Origin of the sequence: Bacteroides sp. NSJ-48 (assembly GCF_014287405.1) — a bacterium.
Lineage (GTDB): Bacteria > Bacteroidota > Bacteroidia > Bacteroidales > Bacteroidaceae > Bacteroides > Bacteroides stercoris.
On the sequence record NZ_JACOOD010000006.1, the window covers coordinates 134967 to 160491 of the forward strand.

15 protein-coding genes and 1 tRNA gene are annotated in these 25525 nt (G+C 50.1%); 7 read left to right on the top strand and 9 right to left on the bottom strand.

The genetic code is table 11. The features are described 5' to 3' along the window. The first annotated feature begins 10 nt into the window (after positions 1-10). From H8S52_RS04785 to H8S52_RS04810, 7 genes are all read left to right on the top strand, one after another. Positions 11-1816: a long-chain fatty acid--CoA ligase gene (locus H8S52_RS04785; RefSeq protein ID WP_186909386.1), complete on the top strand. Its 1806-nt coding sequence runs from the start codon at positions 11-13 to the stop codon at positions 1814-1816. A gap of 344 nt (positions 1817-2160) precedes the next feature. Beyond that, a complete protein-coding gene (locus H8S52_RS04790; protein WP_186909387.1) occupies positions 2161-3537 on the top strand; it encodes a hypothetical protein in 1377 nt (458 codons plus the stop codon). A 103-nt stretch (positions 3538-3640) separates the two neighbouring features. Then, complete coding sequence (gene prfB / locus H8S52_RS04795; RefSeq protein WP_016661105.1) at positions 3641-4759, top strand: peptide chain release factor 2; 1119 nt, start codon at positions 3641-3643, stop codon at positions 4757-4759. Positions 4760-4984: 225 nt separating this feature from the next. Further along, a complete protein-coding gene (locus H8S52_RS19905) occupies positions 4985-5119 on the top strand; it encodes a hypothetical protein (protein ID WP_016661106.1) in 135 nt (44 codons plus the stop codon). A gap of 14 nt (positions 5120-5133) precedes the next feature. Continuing rightward, positions 5134-5604, top strand: a complete 471-nt coding sequence (locus H8S52_RS04800; RefSeq protein WP_186909388.1) for a CYTH domain-containing protein — start codon at positions 5134-5136, stop codon at positions 5602-5604. Positions 5605-5636: 32 nt separating this feature from the next. Then, entirely contained in the window at positions 5637-6932 is a 1296-nt protein-coding gene (locus H8S52_RS04805) for a DUF4010 domain-containing protein (RefSeq protein WP_117984525.1), read from the top strand. A gap of 142 nt (positions 6933-7074) precedes the next feature. Beyond that, on the top strand, positions 7075-9603 hold the full coding sequence (locus H8S52_RS04810; RefSeq protein WP_186909389.1) for a TonB-dependent receptor domain-containing protein: 2529 nt from the start codon (positions 7075-7077) through the stop codon (positions 9601-9603). A gap of 14 nt (positions 9604-9617) precedes the next feature. Here the strand turns inward: H8S52_RS04810 and H8S52_RS04815 are convergent, their stop codons facing one another. The 9 genes from H8S52_RS04815 to H8S52_RS04855 form a co-directional block, all read right to left on the bottom strand. After that, the gene (locus H8S52_RS04815; protein ID WP_186909390.1) at positions 9618-10979 is read right to left on the bottom strand and encodes a glucoamylase family protein; all 1362 of its coding nucleotides are present in this window, start codon (positions 10977-10979) and stop codon (positions 9618-9620) included. Positions 10980-11156: 177 nt separating this feature from the next. Further along, positions 11157-13490: a beta-glucosidase BglX gene (gene bglX, locus H8S52_RS04820; RefSeq protein WP_186909391.1), complete on the bottom strand. Its 2334-nt coding sequence runs from the start codon at positions 13488-13490 to the stop codon at positions 11157-11159. 438 nt (positions 13491-13928) lie between these two features. Then, complete coding sequence (locus H8S52_RS04825; protein ID WP_186909392.1) at positions 13929-15452, bottom strand: RagB/SusD family nutrient uptake outer membrane protein; 1524 nt, start codon at positions 15450-15452, stop codon at positions 13929-13931. A 62-nt stretch (positions 15453-15514) separates the two neighbouring features. Continuing rightward, positions 15515-18553: a TonB-dependent receptor gene (locus tag H8S52_RS04830; protein ID WP_186909393.1), complete on the bottom strand. Its 3039-nt coding sequence runs from the start codon at positions 18551-18553 to the stop codon at positions 15515-15517. A gap of 379 nt (positions 18554-18932) precedes the next feature. Further along, positions 18933-19014, bottom strand: a tRNA-Leu gene (locus tag H8S52_RS04835). A 72-nt stretch (positions 19015-19086) separates the two neighbouring features. After that, the gene (locus tag H8S52_RS04840) at positions 19087-20142 is read right to left on the bottom strand and encodes a S41 family peptidase (protein WP_186909394.1); all 1056 of its coding nucleotides are present in this window, start codon (positions 20140-20142) and stop codon (positions 19087-19089) included. A gap of 16 nt (positions 20143-20158) precedes the next feature. Then, the gene (locus H8S52_RS04845) at positions 20159-21004 is read right to left on the bottom strand and encodes a DUF3316 domain-containing protein (protein ID WP_022103997.1); all 846 of its coding nucleotides are present in this window, start codon (positions 21002-21004) and stop codon (positions 20159-20161) included. Beyond that, on the bottom strand, positions 20991-23705 hold the full coding sequence (locus H8S52_RS04850; protein ID WP_005656178.1) for a DNA gyrase/topoisomerase IV subunit A: 2715 nt from the start codon (positions 23703-23705) through the stop codon (positions 20991-20993). Before H8S52_RS04850 ends, H8S52_RS04845 begins: the two co-directional genes overlap by 14 nt. Before the next feature lie 246 nt (positions 23706-23951). Then, the gene (locus tag H8S52_RS04855) at positions 23952-25403 is read right to left on the bottom strand and encodes a family 43 glycosylhydrolase (protein ID WP_186909395.1); all 1452 of its coding nucleotides are present in this window, start codon (positions 25401-25403) and stop codon (positions 23952-23954) included. Positions 25404-25525 lie beyond the last annotated feature (122 nt).

The following is a 25525-nucleotide window of genomic DNA, read 5'->3' on the forward strand; positions in this document are numbered from 1 at the left end:
CATTAAAAATATGACTTATCATCATTTGTCTGTTCTGATACATCGTCAGGCAGAGAAGTATGGAGACAAAGTAGCCCTTAAATACAGGGACTATGAAACATCACAATGGATACCTATCACTTGGAATAAATTCTCTCGGACAGTACGTCAGGCAGCCAATGCGTTGGTGGCTTTAGGTGCAGAGGAACAGAGGAACATCGGTATCTTCTCACAAAACAAGCCGGAATGTTTATTTACCGATTTTGCAGCCTTTGCCAACCGTCTGGTTACCATACCGCTGTATGCTACCAGCTCTTCGGCTCAGGCCCAGTATATTATCAACGATGCTCAGATACGTTTCCTCTTTGTGGGCGAGCAATTCCAGTATGATGCCGTTTTCAGCGCATTCGGTTTTTGCCACTCTCTGGAGAAACTGATTATTTTCGACCGCAGCGTCGTGCGCGATCCCCGCGACAAGACCTCTATCTACTACGACGAGTTTCTGGCATTGGGCGAGGGACTACCTCACAATGCCGTTGTGGAAGAGCGTACCGCCCGTGCATCGGACAGCGACCTTGCCAATATTCTTTATACATCCGGCACCACCGGCGAGCCGAAAGGAGTGATGCTGCACCACTTCAACTACAGAGAGGCTATCCGCATCCACGATATCCGCCTGACTGCCATGACGGATAAGGATGTGTCCATGAACTTCCTTCCGTTGACGCATGTGTTTGAAAAAGCATGGACTTATTTCTGTCTTCACAGAGGTGTGCAGGTTTGCGTCAATCTTCGTCCGGCAGATATTCAGACCACTATCAAGGAGATACGTCCTACATTGATGTGCAGCGTTCCCCGCTTTTGGGAGAAGGTATATGCCGGTGTACAGGAGAAGATTGCCCAGGAGAGCGGCCTGCGGAAAGCAATGATGCTGGATGCTCTTAAAGTCGGGAAGATGCACAACATTGATTATCTGCGTGCAGGCAAAACGCCTCCCCTGATGCTTCATCTGAAGTATAAATTCTATGAAAAGACTATCTACGCCCTGCTGAAAAAGACAATCGGTATTGAGAACGGTAATTTCTTCCCGACTGCCGGCGCTGCCGTATCCGATGAAATTTGCGAATTCGTGCACTCGGTGGGTATCAATATGGTGGTGGGTTATGGATTGACGGAATCTACGGCTACCGTGTCCTGCTTCCTCGACAAGGGGTATGAGATAGGTTCGGTAGGTACTGTCATGCCCGACCTTGAAGTGAAGATTGGAGAAAACAATGAAATCCTGCTTCGCGGTAAGACTATTACTACCGGCTATTATAAGAAACCGGAAGCCACCGCTGCGGCTATCGACAAAGACGGCTGGTTCCATACGGGTGATGCCGGCTATCTGAAAGGAAATCATTTGTATCTGACCGAACGTATCAAGGATTTGTTCAAGACCTCGAACGGAAAGTATATCTCTCCGCAGGCTCTGGAAACCAAACTGTCGATAGACCGTTACATTGACCAGATTGCTGTCATTGCCGACCAGCGCAAGTTTGTGTCTGCCCTGATTGTTCCGGTTTATGGCTTGGTGAAGAACTACGCTAAGGAGAAAGGCCTTGAGTACAAGGATATGGCCGATTTATTGCAGCATCCTAAAGTGCAGGCTTTGTTCCGTGCCCGCATTGATACATTGCAACAGCAGTTTGCGCATTATGAGCAGGTGAAACGTTTCACTTTATTGTCCGAACCGTTCAGCATGGAACGGGGAGAGCTGACAAATACATTGAAGCTGAAACGCTCTGTGGTGGCAAAGAATTATAAGGAGCTGATTGATAAGATGTACGAAGAATAAAAGTCCGGATGACTTTAGAGTTTGCTTAAAATAGGAAAAAAGGAGGCGGTATGCCTCCTTTTTTATTGTCGGATATGCTGTCAACGGTTTAGGCTTAATGGAACGGTGTGATTCTTTCTTCGTTTCCGCTCCGTTGAATGAGCTCCATTGAGTCAGGGACTGAATGCCTTTCATTCAGGGACTCATTGTCCCCCTGTTCAGAAGTCTTTGTGAGCGGGTAGGGAGAGAAGGGGAAAAAGTTGGAAGTCGGGATAAAAAATGTGTATTTCTTCTTAGGGTTGCGCCAATGTGGTCTGTTTATATTCTACGGAATAGATATTTTTAATCTTAAAACTTAGTATGCTATGAGAAAGCTTTTATCGGCGCTGATATTGTCGTTTTCAATATGGAGCGTTTTTTCATGCCGACAGGAAAATAATGTAACCGTTAAGCAGTACCCCATGTTCTGGACATGGCTGGATTATCGTCCCGGCATGAATTTCGATTCGGTATGCCAGGTGATGAACGACATCGGCATGGATGGAATAATGCTGAATGCACCCACCCCCGACGACTATCGCATTGCCATTCCCATAGCCCGTAAACACGGCATTGAAGTATACGCATGGTTGTGGACCATGAATCTGGAGCACGACCGTGATAAGATTTTGGCAGAACATCCCGACTGGTTCAGCGTAAACCGCAACGGAAAGAGCCTCGCAGATACTACAGCATATGTGGATTATTATAAATTCCTCTGTCCCGCACTGCCTGAGGTGCGCGAATTCATCAGAGAGAAAATTAAGTCGTATTGCGAAGTCGAGGGATTGAACGGAATTGCCATCGACTACAACCGTTTGGTGGATGTAGTGCTTCCTACCACATTATGGCCGCATTACGGTATTGTGCAAGACCGGGAATATGCCGCATGGGATTACGGTTATCATCCCGCCATGCTCGAAAAGTTCAAGAGCAGGTATGGCTATGATCCGCGTGAGCAGCAGGACCCTTCGGCAGACATAAAGTGGCGGCAGTTCCGTTGCGACCAGATAACGGAAGTTGCGAATATGATTGCCGGAGTGGTGCATTCGTATGGCAAGACAATGGCGGCATCTCCGTTTCCTACGCCGAAGATGGCTTCACGAATGGTGCGGCAGGACTGGGGCAAATGGAACCTGGATATCGTTTTCCCGATGGTGTACCATACTTTCTATACGGAAGATGTCAGTTTTATTTCCGATTGTACCGTTGAGAATGTGCGCGACAAGAATGATAAAACCGTATTGTATTGCGGCATGACTGCTACCGATGGTCCGGAAATGTTCGAATGTATGGATGCCGCGCTGAATAGCGGCGCTCAGGGCATTGCCGTATTTACGGTGGCAGGCTTGCGCTCGTCCGAGGTAAAGAAGCGGTTCAAAGCTTATACGGACAGTGTACGGGCGGTGCGCGCGGCTAATGGCGGTATCATTGAAGCGGTACATCCTCACGTGGCGGATACCAATCCTTTTACTCATAAAGGCATCATGGCGTTGGTGGAAAAGCGTATGCGACGGATTGTGGCCGAAGCATCCGGTAAAGAGGAGTTATCCCCGTTGGCTTTGGGTGAGTATAAGCAAACGGAATCTTACGATGCCACCCGTTGCTATCGGGTGGCGGATGAGAACAGCAGGACGGTCTTTAAGGTTACTTTCTACTTCTACGGTGATGTACTTTCGGGTTGGGACGTAGTGGCGGAATAGCCCGCCCTCTTTCTTATTCCGTTGATTGCAGCGGATTTATGCGATTTTTTCAGACTTTTGCACTATCTTTGCGGTTCGAAAAGATAGAATTTGAAGAAAGTATATGATTACCATTGAACAACTGAAAGATATCAAGGAACGTACCGAAGCGTTGAACCGCTATCTGGACATCGAAGGAAAAAAAATACAAGTGGAAGAGGAGCAATTGCGCACGCAGGCTCCGGGGTTCTGGGATGACCAGAAAGCCGCCGAAGCTCAGATGAAGAAAGTGAAAGGCTTGCAGCAATGGATTTCCGGCTACAATGAAGTCAAGGTTATGGCGGATGAGCTGCAGCTTGCATTCGATTTCTACAAGGATGAACTGGTAACGGAAGAGGAAGTGGATGAGGCCTATGCAAAGGCATCCGCTGCCGTAGAGGCCCTTGAGCTCAAGAATATGCTTCGTGAGGAAGCCGACCAGATGGATTGTGTACTGAAAATAAATTCGGGAGCCGGCGGCACGGAGAGCCAGGACTGGGCGAGCATGCTGATGCGTATGTATCTGCGATATGCCGAAACACACGGATATAAGGCAACTATTTCCAACTTGCAGGAAGGTGATGAGGCCGGAATCAAGACCTGTACCATTGAAATATCGGGCGATTATGCCTACGGCTATCTGAAAGGCGAGAACGGTGTCCACCGTTTGGTGCGCGTATCTCCCTATAATGCTCAGGGCAAGCGTATGACTTCTTTCGCATCCGTTTTCGTCACTCCGCTGGTGGACGATACGATTGAGGTGAACATCGAACAGGCGCGTATCTCGTGGGATACTTTCCGTTCCAGCGGCGCGGGCGGACAGAACGTAAATAAGGTGGAGTCCGGCGTGCGTTTGCGCTATCAGTTCAAAGACCCTTACACTGGCGAGGAAGAGGAAATCCTGATTGAGAATACCGAAACGCGCGACCAGCCCAAGAACCGGGAGAATGCAATGCGTCAGTTGCGTTCCATTCTGTACGACAAGGAACTCCAACATCGTATGGCGGAACAGGCAAAGGTGGAAGCCGGCAAGAAGAAGATTGAGTGGGGTTCGCAAATCCGCAGTTACGTGTTCGACGACCGCCGCGTGAAAGACCACCGTACCAATTTCCAGACTTCGGATGTAAACGGGGTAATGGACGGTAAGATAGACGGTTTCGTCAAGGCCTACCTGATGGAATTTGCAGGCGGAGATAACATTTAGTCCTTTCTGTTTTCCTTTCTATAGGCACGGGATTGCACGGATTTCGCAGATTTGCTTTATTCTTTTTCGGTGAACTCCGTGTAATCCCGTGTCTGATAAAGAAACAAATAACAAACGTTTTTTTGTTTTGACACATTCCTTTCTTTTTTCTTTTATAAATGCTTGCAAACTTCCCGAATTTCCTTTTACTTTGTTTATCGTTGAACTTTAAACTATAGAAACACCATGGGAAAGAGTAAAAAGAAAGTAATGCACAGCCGGAAAGAAGAACAACAAGCCAGGAAAGTATTGCTGATTATCGGAGTTGCCGCTTTGGTATTGGTAGTTGCCATGCTGGTGGGCTATTCCTTCTTAGGCTGATTCAGAAGATAAATATGCCGCAAGAGATAGAACGGAAATTTCTCGTAAAAGGAGAATACAAGTCGCAAGCATACTCACAGAGCCGTATCATTCAGGGATATATCAGCAGTGCGCGCGGACGGACGGTGCGGGTACGCATACGTGGCGGGCAGGGGTATCTCACCATTAAGGGAGCATCCGATGCATCCGGTATCAGCCGTTACGAATGGGAAAAAGAAATTCCTCTGAATGAAGCCGAGGACTTGATGAAGCTGTGCGAGCCGGGTGTTATTGATAAAACCCGTTACCTGATACGCAGTGGAAACCATGTTTTTGAGGTAGATGAGTTCTACGGTGAGAATGAGGGACTGGTAGTTGCCGAAGTGGAGCTTGCCTCGGAGAACGAGCCTTTTGAGAAGCCGGACTTTATCGGGCAGGAAGTGACGGGAGATATCCGTTATTACAATTCGCAACTGATGAAGCATCCGTTCAAGGAATGGAAGTAAACTAATTACGCCCCGTAATTGTTGATTCGTATATGGAGAAACTGTACCAATACCTGCCGGAAGAACTCGTCACTTTTATCCTGGTGACGGTGTTTTCTTTGCTTATAGGTCTTTCCCTGAGGCGTATCAGTCTGAAGCGCGAAGGAGAGACGACCTTGTTCGGTACGGACCGTACTTTCACCTTTATCGGCATTCTGGGCTATCTCCTCTATATTCTCGACCCGATGGACTATCGCCTGTTTATGGGTGGCGGGGCTGTCCTGGGGTTGCTGCTTGCCTTGAACTATTACGTCAAGCAGGCGCAGTTTCATGTGTTCGGGGTCACTACCATTGTCATTGCGCTCATTACGTATTGCATTGCACCTATCGTTGCTACGCAGCCCTCCTGGTTCTATGTAATGGTAATTGTGACCGTATTGCTCTTTACGGAGCTGAAACATACGTTTACCGAACTGGCACAGCGGATGAAGAACGACGAAATGATTACGCTTGCCAAGTTCCTTGCCATCAGCGGTATCATCCTCCCGATGTTGCCTGACGACAATCTGATACCGGGCATCAACCTCACGCCTTACAGTATATGGCTGGCTACGGTGGTGGTTTCGGGCATCTCCTATCTTTCTTATCTGCTGAAAAGATACGTATTCCGTGAGTCCGGTATTCTGGTATCCGGCATTGTAGGCGGGTTGTACAGCAGCACTGCCACCATATCCGTACTGGCGCGCAAAAGTCGGAAAGTATCCGCCCAGGAAGCACCCGAATATGTGGCGGCGATGCTGTTGGCGGTCAGCATGATGTTCTTGCGGTTTCTTATCCTGATAGGAATATTCAGTGTAGGGGCTTTGACAGCCATTTATCCGTATTTGCTGATAATGTCTGCCGTTGCTGCCGGGACGGCATGGTTCCTGCATTCCCGGTGGAAGCGTCCTGCCATGTCGGAAACGGTCGATGAAGACGAGGATGGCAGCAATCCGCTAGAGTTTAAGGTGGCGCTTATTTTTGCCGTGCTTTTTGTGGTGTTTACAATCGCTACCCATTATACGTTGATATACGCCGGCGAGGGCGGGTTGACTCTGCTCTCCTTTGTTTCCGGCTTCAGCGACATCACTCCGTTCATCTTGAATCTTCTGCAGGGTACGGGCAATGTGCCTGTTTCATTGATAACGGCTTGCAGCATGCAGGCGATAGTAAGCAACATTGCCGTGAATATGTGTTATGCATTGTTCTTCTCCGGCAAGAAGAGTCCGTTGCGTTCGTGGGTGTTGAGGGGCTTCGGTTGTGTCATTGCCGCCAATGTGTTCCTGCTGTTGTTTTTTTACTTTCTGTAAATCAATGTGCTTTTCGCTTTTTTTAACTCCGGTGTTCCGATAAATGCCGAAGAATGCCCTATTTTTGCCTAATTCGTTGTGACAGTAGATACTATCTGCTACGAAAAAACAGACAAGGTATAGATTTAAACAGGGAAACACCATGAAAAACAGATGGGCCATGTTGCTGGCGGTATTGTTAATACCCGTTTGGGCAACTGCACAGAATGCGGCAAACTCCTCCTTTCAGATTAAGGGTATCTTACTCGATTCTCTTACTAAAGAAGGCGAGCCGTACGCTACAATCAAAATAGTTAAGAAAGAAGCGCCGGAACATGCGTTGAAAATGCTGGTGACGGATATGAAGGGACACTTCCAGGAGAAAGTACCCGGTAATAAAGGCAACTTCATTATGACAATTTCTTCGGTGGGACGGAACAGCATTGTGAAGAACTTCTCCGTAAAACCGGGAGAAAAGTCGGTGGACTTCGGTACCATGTATATTACAGATGCTTCCAATGAGTTGGGACAGGTGGAGATTGTAGCCCAGAAGCCGTTGGTAAAGGCAGATATCGACAAGATAGAATATAACGTGCAGGACGACCCCGATTCCAAGTCGAACTCTGTTCTTGAGATGCTGCGCAAAGTACCCCTTGTAACGGTGGACGGCGAAGACAACATCAAAGTGAACGGCAGCAGCAGTTTCAAGGTGTATGTCAACGGCAAGCCCAACAACATGATGAGTAATAATCCTACGGAAGTCCTGAAAAGTATGCCTGCCAACTCCATCAAACACATAGAGGTAATTACCAATCCCAGTGCAAAGTACGATGCGGAAGGTGTCGGGGGTATCCTGAACATTGTTACCGTAGGCGGCGGACTGGAAGGGTATACGGCTACGTTCAGCGGCAATGTCAGTAACCGTGGCGCCGGTGGGGGTGTATTCGGTACGATAAAAAGCGGCAAACTGACTTTCAGCGCCCGTTATAATTATAACTATAACAACCAGCCCCGCAGCTACTCCGGTGGCAATCGGCGTACCGTCGGCGAAACGGACAGCAGTTCGTCCGACCTGGATTACAGCGGGACAAGCAAGGGAGACGGTTCTTTCCAGTCAGGTAGTATGGAAGCCAGCTATGAAATCGACACATTGCGGCTGGTAACCATGTCCTTCGGGCTTTGGGGCGGCAAGAACAAGAGCGACGGAGCGACCAATACGCTGGCCACCTTCCCCGGTACTGCCAACGAACTGTACAGCTATGTCTCCAATAGTCACAGTAAAAGTTCCTGGTATTCCATTGACGGCGGTATCGACTACCAGCGTCTGTTTCCCGTAAAGGAACGCATGCTCACGTTCTCGTATAAGATTAATACCCGCCCGCAGACCTCGGATTCCTATTCCGGTTATGAGTATGATATGGACAATGTGGCCCCGGACTGGCAGGATTTTATGAAGCGCATGCTCGACCAGCATAATGACGGTTCGCAAAGCACTACGGAGCACACCTTACAGGCAGATTATACGACTCCCATCGGCAAGATGCACACAGTAGAAACCGGAGTTAAATACATCCTTCGCAACAATACTGCCGAGGACGACCGTTTTCAGCGCGCCGCAGGGCAGCAGACCGATTATGAATTCGATGAAGACCATAGTTCCCACTACAAACACCTGAATGATATTCTGGCTGCCTATGCCGGTTATTCCTTGAAAGTGAAGAAGCTCTCCGGCAGGCTGGGCGTACGCTACGAGCATACCATACAGAATGTGAAGTATCTTTTAGGCAAAGGCGATAACTTCAAGAAGGATTTCGACGATGTAGTTCCTTCCGCCAGCATCGGCTGGAAGCTGACGGATATGTCCAACTTGCGTTTGGGTTATAACATGCGTATCTACCGTCCGGGCATCTGGTATCTGAATCCCTACCTGAATGATAGTAATCCTACCAATATTACGCAAGGAAACCCCAATCTGGATAGTGAGAAAAGCCATGCCTTCAATCTGAGTTACAGCAATTTTACGCAGAAGTTCAACGTCAACCTATCGCTCCGCTATTCGTTTACCAACAACAGCATCGAGCAAATCTCCGAAATGGTTCCCGATACCGAGATTGAGGGTTTGAAAGAGACTACCGGCAAAGAGGTGCTTTACTCCACTTATCAGAACATAGGAAAAACCAAGAATGCGAGTCTTAGCGGTTATATCAACTGGAATGCTACATCCAATACCCGTATCTATGCCAATATCTACGGTAACTATTCATATATGGAAGGAGCCAACGGCCTTAAAAACGACGGTTGGAATCTTTTTGCCTACGGGGGTGCGCAACAAACCCTGCCCCATGACTGGCGCATCAGTCTGAACGTGTTCGGCCAGACTCCCTGGGTAATGTTACAGGGTAAAGGGAGCAGTTACTTCGATTACGGCTTGAGCGTAAACAAGTCTTTCTTCGACAAACGTCTGACCCTCTCTGCTTTTGCCAGCAACTTCTTTAAGAAGTATATGGACAATACCAATACGCTCGAAGGCGTTGGTTTTACGCAGGAGAGCTGGAGCAAGTACAGCCGCCAGCGCTTCGGCATCAGTGTCAGTTACCGTATCGGTGAGCTGAAAGCCAGCGTTAAGAAAGCCGCCCGTTCCATCAGCAATGATGATGTAAAGGGCGGTGGAGGCGGCAATAGCGTTCAGTAGGATCGCAATCCCGGCTATGAAGCGGAAATGGGGGTGTCAGAACTCAATTGGAATCCTAACTTCCGCAATCCCTGCTGTACGTCCGGATGGCTCATGAAGAGTTTCCAGAGCAGTCCGCTGCGGTAATTCTCAATCATGACGGCTATCGGCCCCTGGTCGATGGCAAGATAACGTTGCGGATACCAGTTGTCCGTTTCGCTGAAAGCATCGTAGAATCCGTAAGGGCCGAACACCTTGTCGCCCATGTCGTAAAGGTGGCGCATCACTTGCAGCGAATACTCCGGTGTATATACGATGGACGAAAGGGCGGCGGTGGGAGCGATGACTCCCCGGTCGTCGCGCTCGTTGGGCGAGTGGGCGGCATACCCGTCTGTGGAGTAGCTGGCGGTCAGTCCCCAGCAGTCCGGTCCGAAGCCTTTGTAATGTTTGGGGTTACGGATGCAGTAGGCGCGGTTCACAAGCGTGAGGTTACACATTTCGCCGAAGTAACCGGGGCAATACTCGTCTTTCAGCCCGTTGGGGTCGAGTCCCAGGAACGAGTATTGCGCCCAGAACAGAGGACCGGCTTCCGTGCCCTGATACCGCAGATGCAGTTCGATGCCCTCTACCTTATGCGGACTGACGATGGCGCCGTTCTGCGCCCAGCCTTCGTGGTATACGGCGGTAGGCACGCCATGCGTAGGCGAGGCGGCGGCAAGGATGTACATGATGAGGCATTCGTTGTAGCCGTGCACGGGGAAGTCCATCTCCCAACCGTATTCGGGGCTCCAATGCCAGTAGAGCACGTTTTGGTCGCCCTGGCGGTAGAAGTTCCAGTCTACCTCCCGCCATAGCTTGTCGATGCGGGCGGCGAGGGCTTTCTCTTGCGGATTGCCGCCTGCATAGTATTGGTGTACCGCAAGGAGAGCCTGCATGATGAAAGCGGTTTCTACGAGGTCGCCGCCATTGTCTTTTTGTCCGAAAGGCTTTACCCGCCCCGTATCGCCATACCACCAATGAGGGTAGGCACCGTGAAAGCGGTCGGCGGTTTCGAGGAAAGAAACGATGCGTTCCATACGTGCCAGGCCTTCTTCACGGGTGACGTAGCCCCGGTGGATACCGGCAAGCACTGCCATGATGCCGAAACCGCTGCCGCCGGATGTCACTACGTTTTGGTCGTTTTCGGGATATACGCCATCCATGTGGATGCGTTCGCGTGCCAGTCCGCTGTTGGGTTCGGCTCCGTCCCAGAAGTAATTGAAGGTCCGGCGTTGTACGGTGTCCAGCAGGGCGTCGTCGCTCAATGCTCCGGATGCACCGTCGGATTTCTTTGTACCGCAGGCTCCTGCAAGGAACAATAGCAGGAGAAGCGGGATATATAGGTTTACTGATTTCATACTGTTTTACGTGCAATGATTTATATACTGTTGGGAGAATTCTGTTTCCCTGTAAGGAAACGCCCGTTCCCTTAGGGAGAAACTTCCGTTTCCTTAGTGGGAAATTTCAGTTTCCCCTGAGGGAACTGCGCGTTTCCTTTGGCGAAACTGTCAGTATCCTCAGGCGAAACCGCGGGTTTACTTCAAGGTAATACGAGCCGTCCTGGCGGCCTGACTGCTTCCACCGATGAAGAGGTCGAAATCTCCAGGTTCGGCTACGTGGTTCAGGTCGTAATCATAGAAGCGTAGCAGCTCCGGAGTAATCTTGAAGGAAACGGTCTTGCTTTCGCCGGCGTGCAGGAAGATTTTTTCGAAGCCCTTCAATTCACGCACGGGGCGGGTGATGCTTCCTACAAGGTCGCGGATGTATAGCTGTACGACTTCGGCTCCGTCCCGTTTGCCGGTGTTGGTAACGGTGACTGCGGCGGTTATGGAACCGTCCTGTCCCATCGACGGGGTACTCAGAGCAATGTCACTGTACCGGAAAGTGGTGTAGGACAAGCCGTATCCAAAGGGATAGAGCGGCTCGTTGTCCACATCCAGGTAGTTGCTGCGGAACTTCTCGAACCATTTGCCTGCCTGCAGCGGGCGTCCGGTATTCTTGTGGTTGTAGAACAGAGGTATTTGCCCTACATTCTTCGGGAAAGTCATCGTCAGCTTTCCGCTGGGGTTGACATCTCCGAACAATACGTCGCCAATGGCATAGGCGGCTTCGCTTCCGCCAAACCATACGTTCAGTATGGCGGGTACGTTCGCCTGCTCCCAGGTCAGCGTCAGCGGACGTCCGGTGAAGAGGGTGAGCACTACGGGCTTGCCCGTCTTCAGCAGGGCTTCCAGCAGCGAGCGCTGCACATCGGGCAGGTCGAGGTTGGTACGGCTGGAGCTTTCGCCGCTCATTTCGGAAGATTCGCCGAGTGCGGCTATGATAACGTCTGCACCGGCGGCTGTTTTCAGGGCTTCGTCCAGCAGTTCCTTGTCCGTATGGTTGTCCCGGTTCAGGGAGCGGCCGAACATGGTGGCGCGTTCTTCGTAGGCGGCGTCGCCGATGAGGTTGCTGCCTTTGGCGTATGTGACGTTCACTTTGCCGGACATCATCTCTTTCAGTCCCTCATACAAGGACGGATAGTCGTTGAGGCGTGCGGCTACGCTCCATGTGCCGGGCATATTGCTGCGTGTGTTGCCCAAGGGACCGATAACGGCTACGGTTCCTTCTTTTTTCAGCGGGAGAAGCGGTTGGGGCAGAGAGCCGGGATGTAGCCCGATGCTGTCGTTCTTCAGCAATACGAAGCTCTCGGCGGAAATGCGGCGTGCGGCGGCGCGGTGCTCTCTGGTGAAGATGTCGCGTGCGGGACGCTTCGGGTCGCAGTATTTGTAGGGATTGTCAAAGAGGCCCAGCTTGTACTTGGTTTCGAGGATGCGGCGGCAGGCCGTGTCGAGGGTCTTCATACTTACCTTGCCCGACATGACAGACTTTTTGAGCGTGCCCACAAATCCTTCGCTCACCATATCCATATCTACCCCGGCATTGAGGGCACGTGCGGAAACTGCTTGCAGGTCGCCGATGCCATGTTCTGTCATCTCGGATATGCCGGTAAAGTCGGTCACTACAAAGCCGTTGAAGCCCCATTGCTTGCGAAGCACATCGGTCATCAGCCATTTGTTGGCTGTGGCAGGTACGCCGTCTATCTCGTTGAAGGACGCCATTACACTGCCCACACCTGCCTCTACGGCGGCCTCATAGGGGTACATATATTCGTTGAACATGCGGTTGCGGCTCATGTCTACCGTGTTGTAGTCACGGCCCGCTTCGCCTGCCCCGTAGAGGGCGAAGTGCTTGACGCAGGCAAGGATTTCATCGTTGCGCTTGAGCTGGTCGGAGAGGTTGGCTCCCTGATAACCGTATACCATCGCTTTGGCAATTGCTCCGCCAAGGAAAGGGTCTTCGCCACTGCCTTCGCTGACACGTCCCCAACGCGGGTCGCGGCTGATGTCCACCATCGGACTGAATGTCCAGGAGATGCCGTCGGCACTGGCTTCGATGGCGGCAATACGTGCGGATTCCCGAATGGCTGCCATATTCCAGGTGCAGGAAAGCCCCAGAGGGATGGGGAAGATGGTTTCGTAACCGTGTATCACATCCATGCCGAAGAGCAGGGGAATGCCCAGACGGGAGTTTTCCACTGCCAGCTTTTGCACGTCGCGTATCTTGTCCACTCCTTTCAGGTTGAAAAGTCCGCCGACGAGTCCTTGCTCGATTTTCTTGGCTACGTCACTGCTTTTGGCTTGCCCGGTAGTGATTTCACCGGTAACGGGCAGGTTCAATTGCCCTATTTTCTCCTCTACGGTCATTCGCTTCATCAGGGCATCGATAAAGCGGTCCATGTCTTGAGGAGATTTTTGCGCCTGCATGGCGGCGGTGCCTATAAAGGCGGCTGCAAGTAGCAGACCGGTTCTTTTGAAAAGTTTCTTCATAATATGTTTCTTTTAATCTGTATTTTCTAATACGGTTCTTTACACACGTTTTTGCATATGCTTTTATAGATACTTTTTAAGCATGGATAATGCATATAGGTCTTTCTAAGTGAAAGCCGGAAAGGCTTTTATCTTCGAGAGAGATGTGTCAAAATACACTTGACGATTTCTTTTAGGCACGGATTACACGGATTTCACGGAAAAAGAATAAAGAAAATCTGTGTTTTCTGTTTAATCTGTACCTAAAAAGAAACCAATAGTAAGCGAATATTAGTTTTGACACACTTTCATATTACAGATGATTAACATACACCCTATAAAGGAAAAATTATTGTGTATAAATCATTTGTCCTAACCTTGTAGATAAAAAGCTTTCAGCCTTAGGTGCATTATCATGTCGTATGGTATTAATCACTAACCACTAATCACTAATTATCGTTAATAATCAGGATTCTGTTTCAGCACCCCGTTCGATTTGTCAATTTCTTCTTGCGGCAATGGCAGCAAGGCATTCTTGTCCTGATAGTTCTTTCCGGCGGCTTGAAGCACCTCTTTGGCAATGCCCCAGCGCACGAGGTCGTAGAAACGGTCGGGTTCCAATGCCAACTCAACGCGGCGTTCGTGGCGAATGGCATCGCGCAGTGTGCTTTGGTCAGTAGACGTGACTTTGGACAGTATGCTGCTGTCCGCACCGCGTGCATGGGCGCGGACCTGCTCCAGATAATCGATAGCCTCTCCCGGAATACCTTTCTCGTTGGCGGCTTCGGCAGCCATCAGCAATACGTCCGGGTAGCGGATAATGCGGATGTTTACCCAAAAACCGTCTTTGGTATATTTCTTACGCAGTTCGGGTTCGGTATACGCCTTTTTGTTGAAGTAAGCCCCCATAGCGGTGGATACGGGAGATTCACCGTAAGGCTTGTTGGTATTTTCCGGAGTGACAGGGTCGTTGATGCTCCGGCGGAAATAAAGCAGGGTGGCATCTTTGCGGGGGTCACCGGGCTCAAATGCCCCGCCTAACAGCGCAGTACCCATATGCCAGCCCCAACCGAGGTCCCAATCGCCTGCGCCGCGCACGCCTTGTACCTGGCAGAACTGACTTCCGATGACATCACTGTTTTTCAGGGCATCGGTCGATTCGCATTGCAGTTCGAACACGCTTTCGCCGCAGTTCTCGCCCTCAACGGTGAAGACTTTATCTACGGGCGTGTTCAGGTTGTAGAGGCCGGATTTGATGACTTCGGTGGAAGCGTCGTACATATTGTCCCAGTCGTTGCGCATCATGTAGGTACGGGCATGCAGTGAGCGGACGGCTCCCCAGGTGATGCGTCCGGTATACTCGGAAGTCCATGTCAGCGGCAGGCATTTCTCGGCTTCGGTCAGGTCCTTGTCTATCTGTTCGTATATCTCGTTCACAGCTGCTTTGGGCACGTTGGCGTCGGATGCTTCTTTCACTTTGAATGTTACCAGCGGCACTTCTCCCCAGGCACGTACAAGGTTGAAGTAGCAGTAGGCGCGGAAGAACAGGGCTTCGCCTTTGGTACGTACGTTCTCCAAATCATCCTTGTTTCCGCTGTTTTCCAGGTCGTCGAGGATTTCGTTGCACTGGTAGATGATTTTATAGTTCTGTCCCCAATAGGCACTGAGCGTACCGTTGGAGGCTGTATACTGGAAATCGTCCCACATGGCTGCCTGGTCGGCGCCGTCGCCGGCATCGCTGCCTTTTTCGGAGTCCTCGCTGCGTACCATGTGTATCATGAAGGCGGGTATTCCGGCAGTGATGTTATAGCTGCGCATCAGGTAATATACGTTGTACATCTTTCCGCCGATAAGGGCGTTGGGAGCATCGTCTTCGGTGAACTGCCCCAGCGGGTCGCGGTCGAGGAAGTCGTTGCAGGATGTCAGGGCAAAGGTGGTGAGTGTACCTGCTATCAGAGTTAGAATCTTATGTTTCAGTTTCATGATTATTATTTTTTGGTTCATCGCAGCAGACACCGGGTTGTGTACTCTGCGGTGAATTGTTTTTAGAATGTCAGATTAAAGCCGAATGTATAAATGGCAGGCATCGGATAGCTGCCGTCGTCTACGCCGAAAGCAATGGCCGTGCCGCCCAGTTCGGGAGTGTAACCGGTATTGTGTTTCCAGGTTTTCAGGTTTTGGATGTTGACGTAGAGCTTCAGGGCCTGCATGCCGATTCTGGATATCAGGGTCTTGTCGAAGTTATACGCCAACTGTACGTTGCGGATGCGGAAGAAGCTGCCGTCTTCGATGTAGTACTCGGAATTCATATTGTTGATGGTATGCTTCGTGTTGAGCAAGGGTTGGGTATTGCTTGTGCCCGGTCCGTGCCAGCGGTCCATGCGTTGTTCCATGAAGTTGAACTGGCTCCAGTTGTAGTTGTCCCAGGTACGGAATATCTGGTTACCGCCTTGTCCCATCATGTCGATGCCGAGCTCCCAGTTCTTATAGCTTACGCCGAGGGCGATGCCGTAAGTGACATTCGGGGTAGGGTCGCCTATCAGGGTACGGTCGGCAGTGGTGATTTCACCGTCACCGTTCACGTCCTTGAATTTCAGGTCGCCCGGAGTCACGGTGGCCAGGGTATTCTTGGGCGACCGGGCTATTTCTTCGTCCGTCTGGTACACGCCCTCTACCTTGTAACCGTAGAAGTAGCCGATAGGATAGCCGGCCATTGTGTAACTCTGGCTCTTGTCGCCTGCGATAATCGAGTAACCCTCCTGTACAAGGCTCAATACCTTGTTCTTGATGGTAGTGAGGTTGAAGCCTGCGCTATAGCCCCAGTCGCCAATCCGGTCGCGCCAGTCGATGGCGAGTTCCACGCCTTTGTTCTCTATGGAACCGAGGTTGCCGATGCCCGGCACCGTGCCGGAGATGCCCGGAACTTCCGCCAGCAGGTCTTTGGTGGTTTTCTTGTAATATACACCCTCGAAGTGCAGGCGGTTGCGGAAGAAGTTGGCTTCTGCGCCCGCTTCCCAGGCTTCCACCTTTTCCCAGCGGAGATGGGGATTGGGCAGGTAGGACAACTGGTAGCCCGGATAGATGGCGGACGGCTTGCCGAATACGGCGGAATAGGCATTGGTGAGCAACGGTTCGGCAGGATAGGCCTTGTCCAGATTCTGATTGCCGAGCGTACCCCACGAGCCTTTCAGCTTCAACATGTCCAGCCAGGTGATGTCTTTCATGAACTCCTCTTCGGACATCAGCCAGCCTGCGCCGACGGAGTAGAAATTCTGCCACTGGTTTCCGGTGTAGGAGAATGCGGAAGAACCGTCGCGGCGGAACGAACCGTTGAACAGGTATCTGCCTTTGTAGTTATAGAGCACACGTCCCAGCATGGATACGGTACTGCGCTCCCATTGCTTGCTTTCGTTGGTGGCTGTTGCCGCATCGCCGATGCTGATGTACCACTTGTCGGGATTATCGGGGATAATCAGGCCTACGCCCTGCGTACGTTCTCCGCCCAGCATCTCCAGCTTGTTGTAATAGGTGGTGAAGCCGGCGGTGGCGGTCAGGCTGTGGTCGCCCCAGGTATTGGTGTAGGTCAGCAGGTAGTCGCTTTGTACTTTGGCTTCGGTTTCCTTGGACTGTTTCACGCCGGTCTTACCGTTGCCGAGGGTCACAACATTGCCTTCCACGCTGCTGTCGAATACGTTGATAACAGGCGTGTAGGTGCGGCTGCTGTTGGAAGCATAGTCCATGGAGTACATTACTTTGAACTGGAAGTTTTTCAGGAAGTCCCATTGGCCGTATACATTGCCCGATGCGCGGTAGTTTTCCGCACGGGTGGTATTTGCTTTCAAGTCCACATCGACCATAGGGTTGTTCATCTGCGCTTTCTGGAAGCCGGGCAGGGTGGTGTACAAGCCGTATTCGGCATTGTATACGGGGGCTACCGGGGCTGCGCGGAGAGCTGTTGCCACACTTTTTGTATCGGCGGGCAGTATGCGTGCGCCGTTGAACTGGAAGCCTACTTTGAAGTTATCCGTAACTTTATAGTCGTTGCTTATGTTCAGTGTGACTTTGCTATACTTCTCGTGCTTGATATTGCCTTGTTCGTAGGCATAACCGGCGCCGAGGTAGAAGCTGTGTCTGGCGGAAGCGCCCGTGATGCTGACATTGTTGTTGGTGATGAATCCGGTCTGGAAGATTTCATCCTGCCAGTCGGTATTTCCCGTCCACGGGGTGAAATCAAATTCGGGATTGCCTTCATTTCTCAACTGTTCGTTGTAGAGTTCCTTGAACCCGGCGGCGTCGACCATTGCAATCTTGTCCGTTACACGCTTGAAGCCGAACGAGCCGTTGATATTGACGCGCGTCTGTCCTTCTTTGGCTTTCTTGGTGGTGATGATGATGACACCGTTGGCGCCGCGCACGCCGAAGATGGCGAGGGACGACGGGTCTTTCAGGATTTCCATGGACTCGATGTCCTGCGGATTGAGGAAGTTTATGTTGTCATTGAACAGGCCGTCTACTACATACAGCGGTTTGTAGCCGTTAATGGAGTTTGTACCGCGCACGCGTATTTCAGGATCTGCTCCTGCCTTGCCGGAATTGATAACCTGTACGCCGGCTATCTTTCCCTGCAGGGCGGCTACCGGGTTGACTACGGGCTTGTTGGCAATCTCATCGCCTTTGATGTTGGTGATAGACCCGGTGAGGTCGCGTTTCTTGGCGCTGCCGTAACCGATGACGACCGTTTCGGCAAGCATCTGCGAATCGTCGTTCATCTGCACGTCGATAACACTCCGGTTACCTACTTTGACGGCTTGCTTTACCATGCCTACGTAGGAAAACTCCAAAGTGGCTTCGGGCGGTACTTGGATGGAATACTTTCCGTCAATGTCCGTAATGACACCGTTGGAAGTGCCTTGTTGCAGCACGGATGCTCCGATGAGCGGTTCGCCCGTAGCGTCGGTCACCGTACCGGTCACTGTCTTGTTTTGAGAGAAACCGGAAGTTGCCGTAAAGAGCAAACATGCTATCAGAAATAGATTTTTCAGCCAGAAGGCTTTCTCCATAGAATGTTTAGGTTTTTTCTTCATTGCATAAATTTTTAGTGGATAACTAACTTGATTGTCTCCTCTGAAACAATCGGAATGCAAAAAAGATTTGGGCGTTTTGTATATCTCCGGTTTTTAACATAATCCGGAAGGTTTCTTCGGGCGCTTCGCAGTCCGTTCGATGATGAGGTTTGTCTCTTTGTCCTGTAATCGTAATCCGGCAATACAGTGGTGCCATGTTTTCAGTGCCTCTTCCCTTTCTCAACCAAAAGAGAACACTGAAGGGAAGAAGTAAGCCATGTCACCGAAAAGGTCACCGAAACGGTGTCTGTTTTTTTCGTAGTGCCTTGGTATAAGCAATAAAAAACCCACTAAAATTGCAGTTTTAGTGGGTTTTTGTCTATAAAAGACTGTATGTGTGTGCGGGTGATAGGACTCGAACCTACACGCCTCACGGCACCAGATCCTAAGTCTGGCGCGGCTGCCAATTACGCCACACCCGCAAGGGATTTTCCCGTTAAGCGGTGCAAAGATAAGAAGTTTTCTTGGTTTTACAAGTAAAAGTGCAAAGAAAGTTATTTGCTGACTGCCGGAGCCCATTCCCCTTTAAGGAAAGCCCGGGCTTTTTCGATGATAGTGTCTATATGCTTTGCTTCATCCGTTTCGTCCATATTGATTTTGATGTCGGGCTCTATTCCCCATTCTATCTGCTCCATGTCGGCGTTGAAATGTGGGCTGGCGGAGAAGCGTACTGTCCATCCGTTAGGCAGTTCGGAAGTGAAAGGCATGCCGGAGCCGCCACCGGTTTTGTCACCCATGATAGTGACATTGGGCAGACAGCTCATCTGATTGACGAAATCGTTGGTTGCGCTGTAGGAGCGGCGGTTGGTCAGCACTACTGTTTTCTTTTGCCAACGTATGCTGTTGCTGGGTTCCAGTTCTATGGGGTAAGGTTCGGAGAAATCATTATGTCCCTTGCCGGTTTTGTGGCGGATATACCCGGTCAGCACTTTCTCGTTGGTGAAACGGGCGGCGATGCGTTCGGAGTTGGTTACGTTGCCGCCGCCATTGTTGCGTACGTCAATGATAAGTCCGCTGCATGGAGCAAGATAGGAGAGTATCTCATCCAGGTTTCCGTTGCCTATGCCCGAAGAAAAACTCTCGTAACGCATATAGCCGATGTTGTCTTTGAATATCTTGTACTTGATACCTGCGGCAGTGCGGTAGTCGGTACTCGCCTTGCCCAGATAGAAGTCTTCCACAATGTCTTCGCGGAAGTTGCGCGGATAGTCCTGATACCAGGCATCGTAATACGAAACATTGTGGGCGGAAGCTAAGTTTACATGTCCGTCCTGCAGTTCGTTTAACATATTTCCCAACACTTCAAACAGGCCTTCGCTACTCATGCTGCCGGTAATCAGCCTGCTGTATTCGTCGTGTATGGCATCCCAGTCTATCTGTTTGTATTCCAGGAAGCAGTACTGCTCGTCGATAATTTTCCAGAGGGCCTCAAAGTTTCCCTGCGGAGAATTGGCAACTTCGTCTTCGCGGATGCAACTGCCCAGCAAAGGAAGCACGGCAATCAGAACCATTATATTTTTCAGAAACCTTACCATCTTGTCATTCTTCATTTATCACTCCGCTTCTTTATTTCTTTCTCTTGTTTTTCAATAAATACAGTTCCTTCACGAATCCCACCATGAATACGTGCGAGTAGGTGTGTGTCTTTATATCGTTCACGTGTGACTGCTGCGCGTCCCATATATAGGCGAAACGCATTTTGGCACGTCCCACCGGAAAGTCTGCCGTAAGCATTTGCCGCAGTGACGGCTGGTTGTGCAATGAGGTGAATTTCACCACTCCGCTGCTGTTGCCCAACGAGAAGATTTCGTAATAGGATTGCCCGTAGTGCGGTGAGAACATAACGCCCATTAACGGCAGATTGACCTGGTAGCGCAGTGTCAGCGGATAGTTCTTTATGCGTAAGTTCCAGATGGCCATGCCCGATACGTCCAGATTGATATAGGCGCGTGCCGATGCCGGATTGTTGGTATTGCGCAGGTTGTAGACAAAACCGCCGTTCAGGTCGGCAAGACCGCCGGCGAGCAACTTGAAATTGCCTGTAATGGGGAAGTTGTAGTGCAGGCCGTAGTTCCAGTTTGCCAGTGCGGAGAATGTATTGTTGTTATCCGCTTTGTTGCGGGTATATCCCAAATCGGCCTGAAAGAAACTCTGCAGGGAGAGCCTGCCATCCATCCATCTGGTCATGCGCATGCTTTCGCGCGAGACGCGGAAATCAATTCCGGTGTATTCCTGGGGAGACAGATAAGTGTCGAATACATTCGTAAGACCTACGCCGTACATGGTGGCGCGAGTTACGAGGCGGCTCTGTTCCAAACCTTCCGCTGTGGCGGGAAGCTGTGCCTGCATGGCACTGCTGCATAACAGCAGTACCGTACAGATAACCGGTATTATCGGTTTAGGTAGTTTCATGTTCCTTACTGTCATCATTATCGGAGAACAATTTCATTTGTCCGGTCAGCTCGTCCAGTATGTCGCTTTCACTCTTTCCGTGGTCCGGGTCCAGAATTTCGGGTTCTTCCTCATTCTTGCTTTCCGGGATTTGCGGGGTTTCCGGCTGGCGGGTAGGTTCTAACTCGTTGATAGTATCCAGCGTATAGGTAGTCAGTCGCTTGCCTTTCGCCTTGAAACCTTTTACGGCAATAAATTCGTCCGCATCGACCACCAGCGGTTCGCGGAATTTGTCATGCCCGCCGAATACGACTTCCAGTCGGGGATAGTATTCATCGGTCAGCAGGATGAGGCGGTTATTCTTGTTTTCGCCCAGGTAGTTCTGCTTGCGGCTGCTTGCTTCAAAGCAGAATCGCTTGATGTACGGATACCCCTGCTGGTCGGCATCATAAAGGACTGCCGTCCACACCTTGTTCGGGTCATATTTCTCCAATACCCGTATATTGTCTTCGTAGTGGTTGTTCACATCGAAATTGCTGGTGTAGAACTCTCCGTTGTTCAGCACTATCAGGATTTGCTCGTCGCTTTGGAACTCACCGAGGTATTCTCCGCGGCTGTCGTAGTTGAGGCGCAGGACATCTTGGTCGAACCATACTTTGCGTCCGCCCAATGTGGAACCGCCGCGCTGCTTCAGGGCTATCTTATGAACCGGGTTACGGGTAAGTATATTACCCATGGCCTGACGTCCTTTGATGTTTATCTGGCTGAAATCTTCTTCGAAGATAATGCGGCGTATGCGCGGATTGGGCTTGAGCGTCACCTTGATGATTTCGGCCTCACCGTTGGGATTGGCTGTGAAATACACGATGCGTGAGTCGGGTGTGCCCTGTGTCACGTCGTATTCGCGGTCGCGCACTACGGAAGTCACGGCGAAACGCTTGATATAATGCGTGCCTTCTTTCCCGTCGCGGTAAACAACGTTGTAGATGGTACGTTTGTCGTTCTTCTTGAAGACATTGGCATAGAGTATGTTCTTGCCTACGAATTTCTTGTCTGCTACCGGAGTGATGATGTAACGTCCGTCGCGGAAGAAGATGATAACATCATCGAGGTCGGAGCAGTTGGCTATGAATTCATCTTTCTTCAGGCCGGTACCGATGAAACCCTCTTCGCGGTTGATGTACAGTTTTTCATTGGCTTCCACCACTTTGGTAGAGTCGATGGTGTCGAAGTTGCGTAATTCGGTACGGCGCGGGAAGGCTTTGCCGTATTTCTCTTTCAGCATGCGGAACCAGTCCACCGTATATTCCACGATATTTGCCAGGTGGCGGTCTATCTCCTCGATGTCCGCTTTCATGCGGGCAATCAGCTCTTCTGCCTTGTCGGAGTTGAACTTGAGGATACGCGCCATTTTTATCTCCATCAGCTTGAGGATATCCTCTTTGGACACCTCGCGGATAAACGTGGGATAATAAGGTGTCAGACGCTCGTCGATGTGTTCGCAGGCGGCATCCATGTTCTTGGCCTGTTCAAATTCCTTATCCTTGTAGATACGTTCTTCGATGAATATTTTCTCCAGCGATGAGAAGTGCAGGCTTTCCAGTATCTCGTTCCTGCGTATTTCCAGTTCCCGGCGCAATAAGGCCAAAGTGTTGTCCACCGACTTTTTCAGTACATCGCTTACGGTGAGGAAGTGCGGTTTCTGCTCGTCGATGACGCAGCAGTTGGGCGAGATGCTGACTTCACAATCCGTAAAGGCGTAAAGTGCATCAATCGTCTTGTCCGATGATACGCCGGGTGCGAGATGGACTAATATCTCCACGCTTCCGGAAGTAAGGTCTTCTACTTTCTTTATCTTGATTTTTCCCTTTTCGCTTGCTTTAACGATGGAATCACAGACACTGGCCACTGTTTTCCCGTAAGGTATCTCGCGGATGACGAGTGTTTTGTTATCCACCTTTTCAATCTTGGCACGTACCCGTACGGCTCCACCGCGTTCACCGTCATTGTACTTCGATACATCAATATTGCCGCCTGTCTGGAAATCGGGATAGAGCTTGAATTCTTCCTTATGCAGGTATTTTACGGATGCGTCGCAAAGTTCGTTGAAGTTATGCGGTAATATTTTGGAAGAAAGCCCCACGGCAATACCTTCCACACCCTGTGCCAGCAGCAAGGGGAATTTGACGGGCAGCGTCACCGGTTCCTTGTTTCGTCCGTCGTACGACAGTTTCCATTCGGTTGTTTTGGGGTTGAACACCACATCGAGTGCAAATTTGGAAAGGCGCGCTTCGATGTAACGGGGGGCGGCTGCGCTGTCTCCCGTAAGAATATTCCCCCAGTTTCCCTGGCAGTCGATGAGCAAATCCTTCTGGCCGAGTTGCACCAGTGCGTCACCGATGCTGGCATCACCGTGCGGGTGAAACTGCATGGTGTGTCCCACGATGTTTGCCACCTTGTTATAGCGTCCGTCTTCCATACGCCGCATGGAGTGCAGGATACGCCGTTGCACGGGTTTCAGTCCGTCCATGATGTGGGGTACGGCACGTTCCAGGATTACGTACGAGGCATAATCCAGGAACCAGTTCTGATACATGCCGCTCAATTGGTGCTTGACGTTTGCATCATTGGTATCCGCAGGTTTATAATCCGAATGCCCTTCGCTCCCCTTCGGGAGTTCTTTATCCAAATCATCTTTTGTTCCTTCAAAGTCTTCGCTCATATTTGTTCGGGAGTTGTCTATTCATGAATAACCGCCGGTTGGGCAGTTGCAGGCAAAAATACGAAATATATTCCATTAAAAGAAAGACTGTATGTGAGTTTTTAAATAGCTTTTATTATATAGAGAGTCTCAGTTATATGGATTTATAAAAAACAATTTGTTTCAAATACGAATCCATATAACTGAGACTCTTTTTTTATGTTATAGTTTTTGTGTATTTAGGCTTGTAGTGTTAATCAATTTATTTTAATGGTTACGGAAATTCCATTTGGAGTTATCGCTGTTCATATCGAATTTACCAAGTGATGGAGTGCTATCTCCTATGGACACTAATACTAGTTCTTCATTTGTCCCAGGAACTTTTTTAGGCATGATACGGTAGGTACCATCAGTGAGTTGTTCTATCTTCCATAGTTGTTCGGGAGCACCGGTAAACTCAGTTACAGTTGTAACTTCAGCATCTGCTGTGGCAGCCAATGCACGGTTGGTTCCTTCAATCACTATTTTGTAGTAAGGTCCTCCTAAATATCCGCCGGCATCGGGTACGGCAGTAATTGTCCACTTCTGGTGGGGGCGGAACATATAATCACCGATTCTTACATCAATGTTACCTTGTGGCCATGTGTCGATTACATCTTCTAAAGTTTGCGACTTCAAAGGCAGAATAGGTTCGTCACTTTTTTCCCAAAAACGGTGTCTGCCTCCTTCCATACGTACGAAATCAACACTAAGTTCAAGAGCGTATCCTCTACGTTCGGATTCAATTTCGTATGTACCTTCCTTGAATACTTCACCTGCTACCGGCCATTCGTTTTTCCATAGAAGCGGGCGTATGGCAAGTACACTACGGCCACCACGGTCGAAATCGGCTTCAAAATGACATGACATCTTTTCTACTCCGTCAGTTTCGATGAAACGCCCGAAGTGTCCTGGGCCGGTCTGGCGGTTTCCTGCAGCGAGTACCATCTTTCCGCCTCCTTCCAGCATATCTCTGCCCATATTGTCGATGTAGGGGCCTGTGACTTTGCGTGAGCGACCTACTACGATGTTATATGTAGAGTTAGGACCATCGCAGCAAGTGCCGTGTGTACCAAGCAAATAGTACCAGCCGTTACGGTATATCAGGTCGGTTGCCTCGCAGTCGATAGCGATGTTGATAGGTTCATTGCCTTCCATTCGTTTGCCGGTGGTAGGGTCGAGTTCGACCAGCCGGATAAAACCGAAGTAGGTACCGTAAGATAGCCACAGACGTCCGTCAGTAGGGTCAAGCAACAGTCCGGCATCGATAGCATCACAGTCTTCATTGTCTTCGGACGAAGCGACAGCAATAGCTTCTGTATATTTGAAATCGGGCGAATTAGGGTCTAATGTCTTGTTCCACATGGTAAGTACCGTACCGCGATGACTGCCCCCAAGACCTCCTCCGGTGGCGCTGTAAGCAATCAGGTAACGGTCACCTATTTTCACGGCATCGGGAGCTGCACCTCTTCCGGGTCTTACTCCACCGCTATTCCACGTCCATCCGTCCTCGGAGATCAGGCCGCCTCCACCTGTACCGAAGGTGTAATATTTGCCTTCGCATTCCATAATGGTGGAAGGATCGTGTATATAAGGTTCTCCGATTTGTGCGGTTGCTTTTTCAGATATCAGCAAGGATAACAGGGTTGCAACACTCAAGAATATAGTTTTTGTTTTCATGATTAGACATTATATAGATTAATTTGTTATATGACTCATTTTGTGACTGATTCTAAAGTTGTGTAATCCACAAGCAATAAGAATCACCATATCTTCGAAACCGAATTTATGGCATCTGAATC